This window comes from Pseudomonas sp. KD5 (assembly GCF_012932895.1).
Taxonomy (GTDB): Bacteria; Pseudomonadota; Gammaproteobacteria; order Pseudomonadales; family Pseudomonadaceae; genus Aquipseudomonas.
In genome coordinates, this window is the sequence record NZ_JDWJ01000007.1 from 100,602 (window position 1) to 115,731 (window position 15,130).

The 15,130-nt window shown below is 59.9% G+C and carries 12 protein-coding genes; 8 read left to right on the forward strand and 4 right to left on the reverse strand.

Annotated elements, in window-relative coordinates:
- The first annotated feature begins 158 nt into the window (after positions 1 to 158).
- The 5 genes from AF70_RS16790 (at position 159) to ilvD (ending at position 7,160) form a co-directional block, all read left to right on the forward strand.
- A complete protein-coding gene (locus tag AF70_RS16790) occupies positions 159 to 1,355 on the forward strand; it encodes a class I SAM-dependent rRNA methyltransferase (RefSeq protein ID WP_017341306.1) in 1,197 nt (398 codons plus the stop codon).
- A gap of 439 nt (positions 1,356 to 1,794) precedes the next feature.
- Positions 1,795 to 2,874, forward strand: coding sequence for a SagB family peptide dehydrogenase (locus AF70_RS16795; protein ID WP_028939087.1), 1,080 nt, complete (start codon positions 1,795 to 1,797; stop codon positions 2,872 to 2,874).
- Positions 2,871 to 3,848 (forward strand): diiron oxygenase, encoded by a 978-nt coding sequence (locus AF70_RS16800; protein WP_028939088.1) that lies wholly within the window; start codon positions 2,871 to 2,873, stop codon positions 3,846 to 3,848. The genes AF70_RS16795 and AF70_RS16800 overlap by 4 nt, the downstream gene beginning before the upstream one ends.
- The gene (locus tag AF70_RS16805) at positions 3,841 to 5,061 is read left to right on the forward strand and encodes a multidrug effflux MFS transporter (protein WP_028939089.1); all 1,221 of its coding nucleotides are present in this window, start codon (positions 3,841 to 3,843) and stop codon (positions 5,059 to 5,061) included. Before AF70_RS16800 ends, AF70_RS16805 begins: the two co-directional genes overlap by 8 nt.
- Positions 5,062 to 5,318: 257 nt before the next feature.
- Positions 5,319 to 7,160 (forward strand): dihydroxy-acid dehydratase, encoded by a 1,842-nt coding sequence (gene ilvD / locus AF70_RS16810; protein WP_018928674.1) that lies wholly within the window; start codon positions 5,319 to 5,321, stop codon positions 7,158 to 7,160.
- A 91-nt stretch (positions 7,161 to 7,251) separates the two neighbouring features.
- Here ilvD and AF70_RS16815 read toward each other — a convergent pair whose 3' ends face one another.
- Complete coding sequence (locus tag AF70_RS16815) at positions 7,252 to 8,319, reverse strand: hypothetical protein (protein ID WP_019650201.1); 1,068 nt, start codon at positions 8,317 to 8,319, stop codon at positions 7,252 to 7,254.
- A gap of 239 nt (positions 8,320 to 8,558) precedes the next feature.
- Here AF70_RS16815 and AF70_RS16820 point away from each other — a divergent pair, with 239 nt between their 5' ends.
- Entirely contained in the window at positions 8,559 to 9,950 is a 1,392-nt protein-coding gene (locus AF70_RS16820; RefSeq protein WP_028939090.1) for an L-cystine transporter, read from the forward strand.
- Positions 9,951 to 9,994: 44 nt separating this feature from the next.
- On the opposite strand, the gene AF70_RS16825 is transcribed toward AF70_RS16820, so the two are convergent.
- Complete coding sequence (locus AF70_RS16825) at positions 9,995 to 10,507, reverse strand: dihydrofolate reductase (protein WP_028939091.1); 513 nt, start codon at positions 10,505 to 10,507, stop codon at positions 9,995 to 9,997.
- A gap of 85 nt (positions 10,508 to 10,592) precedes the next feature.
- Here AF70_RS16825 and AF70_RS16830 point away from each other — a divergent pair, with 85 nt between their 5' ends.
- Together AF70_RS16830 and AF70_RS16835 are read left to right on the forward strand one after the other, a co-directional pair.
- Positions 10,593 to 11,972, forward strand: coding sequence for a DUF2868 domain-containing protein (locus AF70_RS16830; protein WP_028939092.1), 1,380 nt, complete (start codon positions 10,593 to 10,595; stop codon positions 11,970 to 11,972).
- A complete protein-coding gene (locus AF70_RS16835) occupies positions 11,965 to 13,341 on the forward strand; it encodes a GTPase/DUF3482 domain-containing protein (protein WP_028939093.1) in 1,377 nt (458 codons plus the stop codon). Before AF70_RS16830 ends, AF70_RS16835 begins: the two co-directional genes overlap by 8 nt.
- Before the next feature lie 10 nt (positions 13,342 to 13,351).
- Here the strand turns inward: AF70_RS16835 and AF70_RS16840 are convergent, their stop codons facing one another.
- Together AF70_RS16840 and AF70_RS16845 are read right to left on the reverse strand one after the other, a co-directional pair.
- Complete coding sequence (locus AF70_RS16840) at positions 13,352 to 13,777, reverse strand: hypothetical protein (protein ID WP_028939094.1); 426 nt, start codon at positions 13,775 to 13,777, stop codon at positions 13,352 to 13,354.
- Positions 13,778 to 13,921: 144 nt separating this feature from the next.
- Positions 13,922 to 15,055, reverse strand: a complete 1,134-nt coding sequence (locus tag AF70_RS16845; protein ID WP_028939095.1) for a TIGR03364 family FAD-dependent oxidoreductase — start codon at positions 15,053 to 15,055, stop codon at positions 13,922 to 13,924.
- Positions 15,056 to 15,130 lie beyond the last annotated feature (75 nt).

Genomic DNA, 15,130 nt, shown 5'->3' on the forward strand with positions numbered 1-15,130 from the left:
GCGGGGATTCTAACCTTTAAAAAGATCGATCCGACAGCCAGTCAAACTCAATCCATATGTGTGCGGGCCCGCGATGGCGTCATGCGCGTTTCATCGTCCGTCAAACCCGCCACTCCCTCAACACGCTATACTCCCGCTCTTTTTTCCGGAGCGACGTCATGTCCCTGCCTAGCCTGCGCCTCAAAGCCAACGCCGACCGACGCCTGCGCAACGGTCACTTGTGGGTCTACAGCAACGAAATCGATGTAGCCGCCACCCCATTGCACGGCTTCAAGGCTGGCGATCAGGCGATCCTCGAAGCCGCCGGCGGCAAGCCGCTGGGCATCGTTGCCATGAGCCCGAACAATCTGATCTGCGCCCGCCTGCTGTCGCGCGACATCAAGTTGCCGCTGGACAAATCGCTGCTGGTGCATCGCCTGAACGTCGCCCTGTCGCTGCGCGATCGCCTGTTCGACAAGCCGTTCTATCGTCTGGTCTACGGCGACTCCGACCTGCTGCCAGGCCTGGTGGTCGACCGTTTCGGTGACATCCTGGTGGTCCAGATCGCTTCGGCGACCATGGAAGCTCACAAAGATGACGTGATCGCGGCCCTGACCCAAGTGCTCAAGCCAAGCGGCATCCTGTTCAAGAACGACTCCGCAGCCCGTGACGCTGAAGGCCTCAACCGTTACGTCGAAACCGTGTTCGGCCTGGTGCCGGAGTGGGTGGCGCTGGAAGAGAACGGCGTGAAGTTCGAAGCGCCGGTCATCCAGGGCCAGAAAACCGGCTGGTTCTATGACCACCGCATGAACCGCGCGCGTCTGGCACCTTATGCCAAAGGTAAACGCGTGCTGGACTTGTACAGCTACATCGGTGGCTGGGGCGTGCAAGCAGCCGCCTTCGGCGCCAGTGAAGTGTTCTGCGTCGATGCGTCGGCCTTCGCCCTCGACGGCGTCGAGCGCAACGCTGCACTGAACGGTTTCGCCGAAAAAATGACCTGCATTGAAGGCGACGTGTTCGAAGCCCTCAAAGAGCTGAAAGCCAGCGAAGAGCGTTTCGACGTCATCGTGGCCGACCCTCCTGCATTCATCAAACGCAAGAAAGACATGAAAAACGGTGAAGGTGCCTACCGTCGCCTGAACGAACAAGCCATGCGCCTGCTCAGCAAGGACGGCATCCTGGTCAGCGCATCGTGCTCGATGCACCTGCCGGAAGACGATCTGCAGAACATCCTGCTGACCAGCGCCCGTCACCTGGACCGCAACATCCAGATGCTGGAGCGCGGCGGACAAGGCCCGGATCACCCGGTTCACCCAGCCATTGCCGAAACCCGCTACATCAAGAGCATTACCTGCCGTCTGCTGCCAAACAGCTGAGTACGCCGGTTTGACGGGGAGCCGACAGGCTCTCCGTCAGCCATTCTGACGCCGCGACATCTCCTCTCCCACCCCATCGTCTTACTCTTGCAGTCCTACAGACTTGCAGGACGTTTCCCTGCACATTTGATTTGAAAGAATATAACTTACAAATTTTCTCCAACCCCAAGACCGCTCCGACAAAATTACTGGAATATTCCTACTTGATCTCCCCTTGATAAGAGCCCATTAAAGCCTATGATTGAGTTGTCACCTCGAAGTGACACTCACTATCAAATGACAAGGAGTCAACAACATGAAAGCAATTACTCTGGAAGCTAACAAAATCGCCAACCTGGCTTTTCTGGTTGCACCAAAAGCCCGCTAAGTAAATGAGACGCTGGGGAGTGCCGGCTACCCAGCGTGTTCTATGGCACCCGTCCAGAGCGAACCGCCCACCATGCAGATAAACCCATATCTATTCATACTTCCTCGCACGCCCGGCCAAATAGTCTGGGATTACAAAAATCACAAACAGTTTGAACTAAGCCTTGAATACTCAAGCAGACTTACGCAACTAATCAACAACCCCGAACTGTATAACGACAGCAACATAGTTGACACTCAACTCCTGAACGCAGGAATACTGACAACATCAATACAAGGCACTGTTGAATGGGGCTGGGATGAACTGTCGAAGATATTCCATATCGGTACCAAAAACATCCCCTGCGAACATGTCCCTCAGGATATTCATGAATGGTCTAGACACTACCTGGACCATTGCACCGAAGTGCTGGCCGCTCCTGCGCCGAGCAACCGGCCCACAGAACGCCAGGCGCGGGAGCTGATTGACCTGCCAAAGCCTTCCTGCCTGCCGAAAGGGTCTCTTGCCGACGTCCTGATCGGCCGAAAAACCTGCCGCACCTTCACGGATGCAGCGGTTTCACTGGAAGCTATCGGCACGCTGCTTTACCTGTCCCTTGGCTACTTGCATGAGCGCGAAAACGATGTCGACGAAACCCTTGTCGAAGGTCTCGATGCCCGGCGCAGCAGCCCATCCGGTGGCGGGCTGAATGCCTGCGAAGGCTTTCTACATGTACACAACGTCAGCGGCCTGAAACCCGGGCTCTACGCCTATCACCCCACCGACCACGCCTTGAGTTTCGTCAACCCGACACCTGACTCGCCACTGGGGCAGTTGCTGTGTGGGCAGCACTTCATCAACAACCTGCCCGTGGGCCTGTTCATCACCAGTCGGTTCGACAAGCTGTGGTGGAAATATGAACACTCGCGAGCCTATCGAATGGCCTTCGTGGAAGCGGGGCATATCTCGCAAACATTCCAACTGGTGGCCACTGCACTGGGGTTGAACACCTGGCTGACGGGGGCACTGGCCGATGATCAGGTCGAGGTCTTGCTGGGGATCGAGGACAGCGCGGAACAACCTTTGTTTTTTGTCGGCTGTGGCTACAGCGACGGACAAGTGATGTGCAAGGAATTGAAAGATCTTCTGAGCCGTCGGGAGCCGCAACAATGACCACTCCCATCGTTGCCCCGTTGGAGCAGCCCGTATCCTGGGCTCATCGTTACACCCTGGGCGACTGGAATACCCGTGCGTCAGTGCGCACCAGCGAACACGACTATCTATTACCGCCAGACCTGGAACAGCAACTGGAAACGCGCCACTGGTTTCCTCCAGGCTTCCTGGCTTACCTGACTCACCCGGCCATCCAGGCGGCAGGTCAAACCGTCATCCATCGGTTGTCGGCCAATCATCTGGTGTACTTCCTCGACTACACCACCTTGCTTGAGCACCGCATCGTCAACCGCTCCGTGGAAACCATCATCCATGATGAACTGAACGTCCACATTCCCGCACGAATGAAGACCGCCGCGCTTCAGCTTTATACCGACGAGGGTTATCACGCCCTGTTTTCCAACAGCCTTGCCGAGCAAGTTGCCAGTTTCTACGGGATCAGCCGACGTCCGGTCATGCCCCACCGCATCATGCGATTGAACGCCCTGCTTGACGGCGCCCCTGAAAGATACAGGGCGCTGGCCTGGTTTCTCGTCGGGTTCGTGTCGGAGACGATCATTGCCAAGGAACTGCTCGATGTCTGCCGTAACGACCTGGTCTCCAGCGTCCAGGCAATGCTCAGGGATCATCTGGCGGACGAGGCACGCCATAGTCGCTATTTCTCTGAAGTGTTCCATTACCTGTGGCTGACGCTGAACAGCCCTCAACGCACGTTTGTCGCCAAAGCGCTGCTGGACATCATCCGGATGTTCTTCGAAGCCGATGAGCGATGGATGCGCGAAAGCCTGCTCAGCGCGGGTCTTGGCGAGACCACCATCACGGAAATTCTTGGCGGACTGACCAGCCCCCAAGCCACCCATCAACGGGTGCGATCCGGTGCTGGCGCAACGCTTCAGGCGTTAAAAAAGGCTGGTTTCTTCGACCTGCCCTCCAACCAGCAACTGTTCATGAAGGCAGGGCTTATCGATGGCTGAAGGACAATCCGCGGCGACCGTCAAACAACGTCGGGGGGCGGTCAGCCTGTTGTTGGCCATGGTGCTGCTTGGCGTGTTCCCGCTGGATGTCCTGCTACCCTCTTTCCCGGCGCTCGCCGAACACTTTCGCAGTACGCCCGCCGATATTACGCTGTCGATCAGTCTGTTTGCCGTCGGCATAGCGGGCTCTCAACTGCTGATCGGGCCGCTGTCGGATGTGATCGGGCGCAAAGGACTGTTGCTCGCTGGAATAACCATCTCGATGCTGGGTGCGGTGGGCTGCACGCTGACCACGGACTATGTTCACTTCCTGTTGTTCCGTGTGATTCAGGCACTTGGCTGCGGGGGTTTCGTGCTGTCACAAGCATTGATCCAGGACCTGTTCGAGGGCGAGGAGCGTGACCGGTTGCGGATCCTGATGGTGACTGCCACCGGCGTTTTCATCTCGGTCTCACCGTTGGCCGGCACGTTCCTGCAAGCCACGCTGGGCTGGCAGGGCAGCTTTGTGGTGTTTATCGCACTGGCTGGAATAGTGCTGCTCAAGGCCTGTTTTTTTCTCGAAAACACTCGGCCTGCGGCAACCGGGGCGCTATCGAATATCTTCCAGCCCTACCGCCGGGTCTTGTGCGATGTCGACTTTCTGTCCTACTGGCTGATTTCCGCCTTTGCTTTCGCCTGCCATTTTTCCTTCATAGTGATTTCGCCGCTGATTTTCATGGATCAACTCCAGCTATCGGCCTATGACTTCTCGCTGATCCTGCTGGTCTATGGCGGCGCCTACATTGTCGGCGGCACGGTTGCGACGCTGCTGGGTAAACGTATCAGTCCCGGTCATCAAGTCATCAGCGGGCTATGCCTGATCCTGCTGTCCGGCCTGATCATGCTTTACCTCTCAAGCCACTTTACGCTATCCCCGTTTACCGTCCTGGTACCGATGCTCATCTGTACTGCCGGCACTACCATCGCCCGACCGGCCGCCACGTCCAAAGCCATGAGCCTGTTCCCTGAAAATGCGGGAACTTCGGCGTCGGCCGGCAGCACGGTGATTTTCATCTGTGGCGGGTTGATCAGTGCGCTCATCAGCCTGAGCCCGGCCAACCTGCAATCCACGCTGGGATACAGCTTTATCATCTTGAGCAGCGTGGCGCTGGTACTCAACAGTCGTATCCATAGCCGAGCCAAAAGCCCGGGAGCCAGCCCAAGCGTCGAATAATCCTGCCAGTCGTCATCCCACACGCCCCGTCAGCACTGGATCAACGTTTTCCGGCATTCCCTCCTGACGCCAGCGGTGTAGAATCGCGAGATTCATCGCCAGTCATCCCCCGGCGGGTTTATGAGCTCAAGCTGAAGCGCGCGGCGATCCCGCAAAGTTATCGGCAACTTCCGGACACACGGCCATTTCTGAGTGTTCCAGACGTCAATAGAAGCTCACTTCCCTTTTGATACCTGATTTGCCGCCCGGAGTGCTCCATGCCTGATTACCGCTCGAAAACATCCACCCACGGCCGCAACATGGCCGGTGCTCGCGCACTGTGGCGCGCCACGGGGATGAAAGATGACGACTTCAAGAAGCCGATCATCGCCATTGCCAACTCCTTTACCCAGTTCGTACCGGGCCATGTGCACCTGAAGGATCTGGGTCAACTGGTCGCTCGTGAAATCGAACGGGCCGGCGGCGTAGCCAAAGAATTCAACACCATCGCCGTGGATGACGGCATCGCCATGGGCCACGACGGCATGCTCTATTCGCTGCCGAGCCGCGAGATCATCGCCGACTCCGTCGAATACATGGTCAACGCCCACTGCGCCGACGCCATTGTCTGCATTTCCAACTGCGACAAGATCACCCCTGGCATGCTGATGGCCGCCTTGCGCCTGAACATCCCGGTAATCTTCGTGTCCGGCGGCCCGATGGAAGCCGGCAAGACCAAACTGGCCAGCCACGGTCTCGACCTGGTCGACGCCATGGTGATCGCCGCCGACTCCAGCGCCTCTGACGAGAAGGTCGCCGAGTACGAGCGTAGCGCCTGCCCTACTTGCGGTTCCTGCTCCGGCATGTTCACCGCCAACTCGATGAACTGCCTGACCGAAGCCCTGGGTCTCGCATTGCCGGGCAACGGTTCGACCCTGGCCACCCACAGCGACCGCGAACAGCTGTTCCTGCAAGCCGGCCGCACCATCGTCGAGCTGTGCAAGCGTTACTACGGCGAGAACGACGAGTCGGTGTTGCCGCGCAACATCGCCAACTTCAAGGCGTTCGAAAACGCCATGACCCTGGACATCGCCATGGGCGGTTCCACCAACACCATCCTGCACTTGCTGGCCGCGGCCCAGGAAGCCGAGATCGATTTCGACCTGCGCGACATCGACCGCCTCTCCCGCCATGTACCGCAACTGTGCAAGGTCGCGCCGAACATCCAGAAATACCACATGGAAGACGTGCACCGTGCCGGCGGGATCTTCAGCATCCTCGGCTCCCTGGCCCGTGGCGGTCTGTTGCACACCGACCTGCCGACCGTACACAGCAAGACCATGGCTGAAGGTATCGCCAAGTGGGACATCACCCAGACCAACGACGAAGCGGTGCATCACTTCTTCAAGGCTGGCCCTGCGGGCATCCCGACGCAAACCGCGTTCAGCCAGTCGACCCGCTGGGAAACCCTGGACGACGACCGTGAAAACGGCTGCATCCGCAGTGTCGAACACGCTTACTCGAAAGAAGGCGGCCTGGCCGTTCTGTATGGCAACATCGCGCTGGACGGTTGCGTGGTGAAAACCGCCGGTGTCGACGAGTCGATCCACGTCTTCGAAGGCAACGCGAAGATCTTCGAAAGCCAGGACAGCGCCGTACGCGGCATCCTCGCCGACGAAGTGAAGGCTGGCGACATCGTGATCATTCGTTACGAAGGTCCGAAAGGCGGCCCGGGCATGCAGGAAATGCTCTACCCGACCTCGTACCTGAAATCCAAAGGCCTGGGCAAAGCCTGCGCCCTGCTCACCGACGGCCGTTTCTCCGGCGGTACTTCGGGCCTGTCCATCGGCCACGCTTCGCCAGAAGCCGCTGCCGGTGGCGCGATCGGTCTGGTGCAGGACGGCGACAAGGTCCTGATCGACATTCCGAACCGCTCGATCAACCTGTTGGTCAGCGACGAAGAACTGGCCGCGCGCCGGGTCGAGCAGGACAAGAAAGGCTGGAAGCCAGTGGAAAAGCGTCCACGTAAAGTGACCACCGCTCTGAAAGCCTACGCCCTGTTGGCGACCAGCGCCGACAAGGGTGCCGTGCGTAACAAAGCGATGCTCGACGGACTGTAATACTTAACCGTCGAACAAAAAAATGCCCCGCCAAGTGCGGGGCATTTTTTTGATCGTTCCCACGCAGAGCGTGGGAACGAGATCACAGCGCTTATTGAATCTCTTCCGGCTTGACGATCACCCAGTTCTTGTCCGCCGTCACCGCCAACCCTTCTTTCGCCTGGGCCGCTGCGTGCTTGGCCATCATGCCGTTAATCTGGGTCATGTACTTGTCTTTGCGGTTGACCCACAAATGGATGCCGCCCTTGGACACGTCGACGCTGTGGAACAGCATGTAACCGTCGCTGCTCGGCGTATCACCACCCACCAGGACCGGTTTTTTCCATTCATCGATGTAGGTCAGGATCGCCGCTTGCTTGCCGGCCATCCAGGTTGCCGGGGTCCACAGGTACGGAGTCAGTTCCAGGCCCAGGTTAGCCTTTTCGTCATACTTGCCGGCAGTAATCTGCTTACGCGCCGTGGTCAGCTCGCCAGTCTTGCGGTCCTTGAGCAACGTAGTCACGCCGATCACGTTCTGCGGTTTGACGTTGTAGCCGTACTTCGGATCGGCAGCGACCATGCGCACCAATTCTTCGGAGGCAGCGGTCATCACGTAGACCTCAATGCCATTTTCCATCAGCTTGTTGTAGAGCTCGGCCTGGCCGGTGAAGACTTTCGGCGGCTGGACGTCGATGGTCTTGACCACATCGCCGTCGTAATAAGTGCTCGGCACCGGTTTGCCAGACGCCATCAGCTCATCGACGTAGCCCTTGAGCTCTTGAAGCGTGAAGCCGGAAAACACTTGGGCGACCCATGGATAGCAGACCATGTCGTCGATTTCGCAGAGACGATAGTAGTAGCTGAACAGGCTCTCCTTGTGGTCGGCGGTGTCTTTGAACGGGATCAGTTTCAGCGAGGGATCGAGGCTCTCGCGGGTGATCAGGCCCTTGTTTTCCATGAACGGCAACAATGACTCTTCGAGGTCGTAGCGGTAACTGGTGTTGTCCATGTCGAACACCGCGAAGTTACCCTTGTTGGCATTGGCCGCGATCATCGCGTCCAGCGCCTTGGCCTGATCCGCTGGCCAGTGCTTCAGGTCGGTAGCGAACGCCTGGCCGGCAAGGCCAAGACTCAAACCCAATCCAAGTGCAGCAGCAAGAAATTTCGGTGCAAGCTTCATCGGCGTTTCTCCCCTGGTTCAAAGAGATCGACGCTAACAAATCTGTGTGACAGTCCTCGCCTGCCCGCGACCGCTTGCATCCTGATTCCGTCAGCGGCATTCCTTATAGCGGCATTGGCTTATTCCAAAAACGACAGTTGACCGCTGTTTTTGATATTAAATCATTACATATCAAGCTGTTAGGCTTACCGGTTCGCAGTCACACACGAAGGTGGCTGGCACAAGTCTATGGAGCCTCTATGAATCTGCCGCTGATTCTCAATCTGCTGGTGTTCCTCGCCTTGCTTTTCGGCTTGGCGCAAACCCGTCACACCACCTGGAGCCTGGCCAAGAAAGTGCTGCTGGCGCTGGTACTGGGCGTGGTATTCGGTGTCGCCCTGCACACGATTTATGGTGCGGGCAACCCGGTGTTGAAAGCTTCGATCGGTTGGTTCGATCTGGTGGGCAACGGTTACGTGCAGTTGCTGCAGATGATCGTGATCCCGCTGGTGTTCGCCTCGATCCTCAGTGCCGTGGCCCGTCTGCACAACGCTTCGTCGCTGGGAAAAATCAGCTTCCTGACCATCGGCACGCTGCTGTTTACCACCGCCATCGCGGCGCTGATCGGCATTGGCCTGACCAACCTGTTCGGCCTCACCGCCGAAGGTCTGGTCGCCGGCACCCAGGAAATGGCTCGCCTGCAAACCATCCAGACCGACTACGCGGGCAAGGTCGCCGACCTGAATGTGCCGCAACTGTTGTTGTCGTTCATCCCGCAGAACCCGTTCGCCGACCTCGCTCGCGCCAAACCGACGTCGATCATCAGTGTGGTGATCTTCGCCGCATTCCTTGGGGTCGCGGCGCTGCAACTGCTCAAGGATGATGTCGAGAAAGGTCAGAAAGTGATCAACGCCATCGACACCCTGCAAGCCTGGGTGATGCGTCTGGTGCGCCTGGTGATGAAGCTGACTCCATACGGCGTGTTGGCGCTGATGACCAAAGTGGTCGCCGGCTCCAACCTGCAAGACATCATCAAGCTCGGCAGTTTCGTGGTGGTGTCCTACATCGGCCTGGGCCTGATGTTTGTGGTCCATGGCGTGCTGGTATCGGCCGCCGGGATCAACCCGTTGCGCTTCTTCCGCAAGATCTGGCCGGTGCTGACGTTCGCCTTCACCAGCCGCTCCAGCGCCGCCACCATTCCGCTGAGCATCGAAGCCCAGACCAGCCGTTTGGGTATTCCACAGTCCATCGCCAGCTTCGCCGCCTCGTTTGGCGCGACCATTGGCCAGAACGGCTGTGCCGGTCTGTACCCGGCAATGCTGGCGGTGATGGTTGCGCCAACCGTGGGCATCAACCCGCTGGACCCGCTGTGGATCGCGACGTTGGTGGCGATTGTGACGCTGAGTTCGGCCGGGGTGGCCGGGGTTGGTGGCGGTGCAACCTTCGCCGCGCTGATCGTGTTGCCGGCCATGGGCTTGCCGGTGTCACTGGTGGCGTTGCTGATTTCGGTTGAACCGCTGATCGACATGGGTCGCACGGCGTTGAACGTCAGTGGCTCGATCACCGCTGGGGCGATCACCAGCCAGATCATGCAGCAGACGGATAAAGCGCTGTTGGATGCGGATGAGCATGGGGCGTTGGCTCAGGCTTGATTGGCGCCTGATGGATCGCTATCGCGGGCTTGCCCGCGATGCGCTCAGGCCTTCTCCCAAACCTCAAAGCTATACGCCGGTTTGTCGCCTTCTGCCGGATTCGGAACATTCGACACCAGCTTCCACTGGTTCACATCAAACTCCGGAAACCACGCATCCCCTTCCGGGCTCAGCGCCACGCGCGTCAGGTATAGCCGATCGGCCTGCTCCAGACCTTGTGCATATAACTGTGCGCCACCAATCAGCATCAACTCATCGACGCCCTGCTCCAGCGCCCATTCCTCGGCGCGAACCACGGCCGCCTCCAGTGACGGATAAACCTCCGCACCTTCCAGCTGCAGATCCGCCTGGCGACTGACCACGATGTTCAACCGGCCCGGCAGCGGACGACCGAGGGAATCCCAGGTCTTGCGCCCCATGATGATCGGCTTGCCGAGGGTGGTGGCCTTGAAGTATTTGAAGTCCCCCGGCAAGTGCCAGGGCATGCTGTTATCGACGCCGATCACGCGGTTTTCACCGAGGGCTGCGATCAGGCTGAGGGGGAGTGATTTAGTCATGCCGGCGAGGATACCAGAGCCTCCCTTACCCCGATAAGCGTCACAGCGGTTATGCTCATCGCTCAATTAAGCGACGGGATGCCGCGTGACTGAACTGACACCCCTGCAAAACCTCTGGCTGAGCGAAACCATACGCCTGCGTGAAGAACACGCCGGGCCCCTGGATGATCTGGAAGCCAACCGAGTCGCCCGTAGCGCCGGCGGCGACCTGCCGACGCGCATTCAATGCCGCGCCCGGTGGCTGGCCGAGCGCGACGGGCAGACCCGCGCCCTCAAACACTGGCTGCAAGGCGCGCGACTGGCGTTGATCATGCTCGCCGTGCTGGCCGTAATCAGTGGCGCCGGCCTGGCGTTTGCCGCGCTGGGCGACGGCCAGACCCCGGTCAATGTGTTCTGGGCCTTGGGCAGCCTGCTGGGGCTGAACCTGATTCTGCTGTTGAGCTGGGCCCTGGGCCTGGTGTTCGCCGGCGAACAGGGCACCGCCCTCGGACGCTTGTGGTTGTGGCTCAGTGAAAAACTCGCCCGCGATGCCAACGCCGCACAACTGGCGCCGGCCCTGCTGCTGTTACTGCAACGGCAGAAACTCAATCGGTGGGCGCTGGGTGTGCTGGTCAACGGCTTGTGGTTGTTGGCGATGCTCAGTGCCTTGGTGATGCTGCTGACGCTGATGGCGACCCGGCGCTATGGCTTCGTCTGGGAGACCACCATCCTCGGCGCCGACACCTTCGTCGCCATGACCCAGGCCCTCGGCGCCCTGCCGGCCTTGCTCGGTTTCAGTGTGCCCAGCGTGGAGATGATCCGCGCCAGCGGCGATGCCGCGCTGAACATCGAAAGCGCCCGCCAGGCCTGGGCGGCGTGGCTGGTGGGCGTGCTGCTGGTGTACGGCGTGTTACCGCGTTTGCTGCTCGCATTGTTCTGCCGGTGGCGCTGGAAAACCGGCCAGGCAGCCTTGCATCTGGACTTGAACCTGCCCGGCTACGCCCAACTGCGCGAACGGCTGATGCCCACCAGCGAACGCCTGGGTATTAGCGATGCCGCGCCTGAGCAACTTCACCGGGTTGAAAACGCGGCCAGCGATCTGCAAAGCGATGGCGCACTGTTGGTGGCCATCGAGCTGGACGATCAACGCCCCTGGCCACCGCAGCTGCCGAAAAGCGTCAACGACGCCGGCATCCTCGATAGCCGCGAATCCCGGCACAAACTGCTTGAACAGCTGAGTCGCTTTCCCCCGGCCCGCCTGGCCATCGCCTGCGATCCACGGCGTTCGCCGGACCGTGGCAGCCTGGCGCTGATTGCCGAACTGGCTCGCAGCGCCACCGCCACCCGCGTGTGGTTGCTGCAAGCGCCGCCCGGCGAAGCGCTGGATGCCGAACGCCTGGGCGACTGGCACGTTGCGCTACAACAACTGGACTTGCCATTCGCCGATTGCGCGCCGTTGAGCTGGCTGGAGACGGGTCATGACTGATGCCTGGAAACAGCCATTGAAACTCGCCGTGGTCGGCCACACCAACGTCGGCAAAACCTCGTTGCTGCGAACGCTGACGCGGGATGTCGGCTTCGGCGAAGTCTCCCATCGCCCCAGCACCACGCGCCACGTCGAAGGAGCGCGATTGTCGGTGGACGGCGAGCCTCTGCTCGATCTGTTCGACACGCCGGGCCTGGAAGATGCCATCGCCCTGCTCGACTACCTCGAGCGCCTGGAGCGACCCGGTGAACGCCTCGACGGCCCGGCGCGGCTGGCGCGCTTCCTTGAGGGCAGCGAAGCCCGGCAGCGCTTCGAACAGGAAGCCAAGGTGTTGCGACAATTGCTCGCCTCCGACGCCGGCCTCTATGTGATCGACGCTCGGGAGCCAGTGCTGGCCAAGTACCGCGACGAACTGCAAGTGCTGGCCAGTTGCGGCAAACCGCTGCTGCCAGTGCTGAATTTTGTCAGCAGCGCCCAGCAGCGCGAACCGGATTGGCGTGAAGCCCTGGCGCGGTTGGGCTTGCATGCCTTGGTGCGGTTCGACAGCGTCGCGCCGCCGGAAGATGGCGAACGCCGACTGTATGAAAGCCTCGCGCTGCTGCTGGAAAACTCCCGCGAACAACTGGAACGCCTGATCGCCGATCAGCAGGCCCAACGCCTGGCCCGTCAGCAGAGTGCAGCGCAGTTGATTGCCGATTTATTGATCGATTGCGCCGCCTGCCGCCGCAGTGTCGCCAGCGAGGCGGAGCAGGAACAGCAAGCGATCAGCGAACTGCGCAAAGCGGTGCGTCAGCGTGAACAACGTTGCGTCGAAGCCTTGCTCAAGCTCTACGCCTTCCGCCCACAGGACGCGGCGGCCAGTGACCTGCCGCTGCTCGATGGTCGCTGGGGCGATGACCTGTTCAACCCGGAAACCCTGAAACAACTCGGTGTACGGGTCGGCGGTGGCATCGCGGCTGGCGCGGCGGCCGGGGCCGGCGTCGATTTGCTGGTGGGCGGCCTGACCCTCGGCGCGGCGGCACTGGCTGGAGCGATTGCCGGCGGCGCCCTGCAAACCGCCCGCAGTTACGGCAGCCGCCTGCTGGGCAAGATCAAGGGCCAGCGAGAACTGACTGTCGACGACAGCGTGCTGCGGTTGTTGGCCCTGCGTCAGCGACAACTGTTGCAAGCCCTGAACCAGCGCGGGCACGCGGCGATGGACAGCATTCAGGTCGCCACACCACAGGACAAAACCTGGCGCGAAGGCAAACTGCCGGAAGCGCTGAACAAGGCGCGGGCACATCCGCAATGGTCGTCGCTCAATCCTCATTCGAAGGTGAATCAGGCGGAGCGGCAGGAGCAGGTTGAGGTGTTGGCGCAGCAGCTTTAACCAACGATCGTCAGCGCCAATCCAGTTTCAGAAACTCTTTGGCCAATGCCTTCACACGGCTACGATCGGTCCTGTTCGCTCGCCCGTCATTGTCCACATCCGAGCTCAATACCCACTCAAAAACCCCATCGTTATCCAGATCGCGGACCGCAGCCTTGTAGGCAATCCTCGGTCCGTCATGAAAATGCAGTCGTACCGTCTCAGGCGTACCGTCTGCGGATGGATTCTGCGAGAAGATACGCAAGTGCCGCTCCTCAGCTTCATCCGCGTTATACCAGGCGCATTTCAAATACGTTTTGCCAAACGACTTGAGCTGTTGACGATCCGCGTCTGTCGCCTCGCGCTGCAACTGTTCACCTTCAAAGAACTGGAAAGCGACGGTATCTGCTGAGCCCTTCCCGCTTCGATCCTGTGCAATCACTTTCAAAAAATGCATCCATGCGCTCCTTTGCGAAAAGGCCAGATTGATGCTTCGACGCGCGTTGATCCATAAACCGATTCCCTATCGTGTGTCAGACAACTCAGCGCAGAGCGCGGGACAACAGACCCACGGCCTTGCGCTTCAAGGCCTTGAGGTCCTTCAACTGCCTCCCAATAAAGTGGCCACGTTACGTTCGGCCATCGCCGGCCCGACGCTCATACCGACACCGGAGTGCATCAGCGCCACGCTCACACCCGGCATCGGCCGCAGAAAGGAGAACGGGCCAGGGCCGCGTGAACCGTAAACACCCTGCCAGCGCTCGACCACTTGCACTTTGCAGCCCAACGTCTGCTCGGCCAGTTCGAGCATCCAGTCGTCCACCTGTTCGGCATTGAACGGTGATGGATCGCTGCCGTAATGGTGGGAGTCGCCGATGATCAACTCACCGTACGGTGTCGGGCTGATCAGCAGGTGAATGCCGTTTTCATGCAGATGGGGCGCCTCGCGCAGAATTTGCGCCTGTACCGCCGCAGCTTCCGGCAGATCGGCGAAGGCGCCGTAGTGCACGCAACTCAGACCGGTGAGCAGTGCGTGTTGCAGGTTGAGGTTGATCTGCGGCCGGGCACGGAGCATTTGCAGGCGGCAGATTTGCGGGTTGAGTTCGGCAATCGGCTCGGCCAGCAAGGTTTGATAATCGTGGCCGGAGCAAACGATGATCTGCTCGGCGCTGAAGGTGCCGGCTGTGCTGTGCAAGCGGCCCGACTCAATGTCGCGCACCAGGGTGGAGAAGTGAAACTCGACGCCCAACTCGCGATGCAGATAGTCAATCAACGCAGGAATCGCTTCACGGGAATACAGCTGTTGGTCATCCATGCCGTGCAACGCGGCGCGGTGATGGCTGAATTGACCGCCGTATAAATCCCGCAATGGGTTGCCGCGCAACAGCTCGACACGGTAACCGTGCTCCACGGCACGCCCAGCGCAGAAGGCTTCCAGCAGGTGTTCTTCCGCTTCGGTACGCGCGAACAGGTACGAGCCGTTGCGCTTGAGGTGCAGGCCGGCCAGTTCTGCCCATTGGCCCCAGATTTCTCGACTGGCCCTGGCCAATTCGAGCATCGGCCCTGGTGGCTGGCCGGTGACCAGTGCCTGGCCGAAGTTGCGTACCGAAGCGCCCAACGGCGTGGCGCTGCGTTCAAAGACTTTGACCTTTAGGCCGCGCCTGGCGGCGGCATAGGCGTGGGACAGGCCGAGAATGCCGGCGCCTACGATCAGCATGTCGCTGTGTTGTGTCATGAAGATAATCCCGCTTTTTGTGGCGAAGAAGCTTGCTCCCGCTGGGGCGCGTAGCGGCCCCCCCTCTCTATCTGA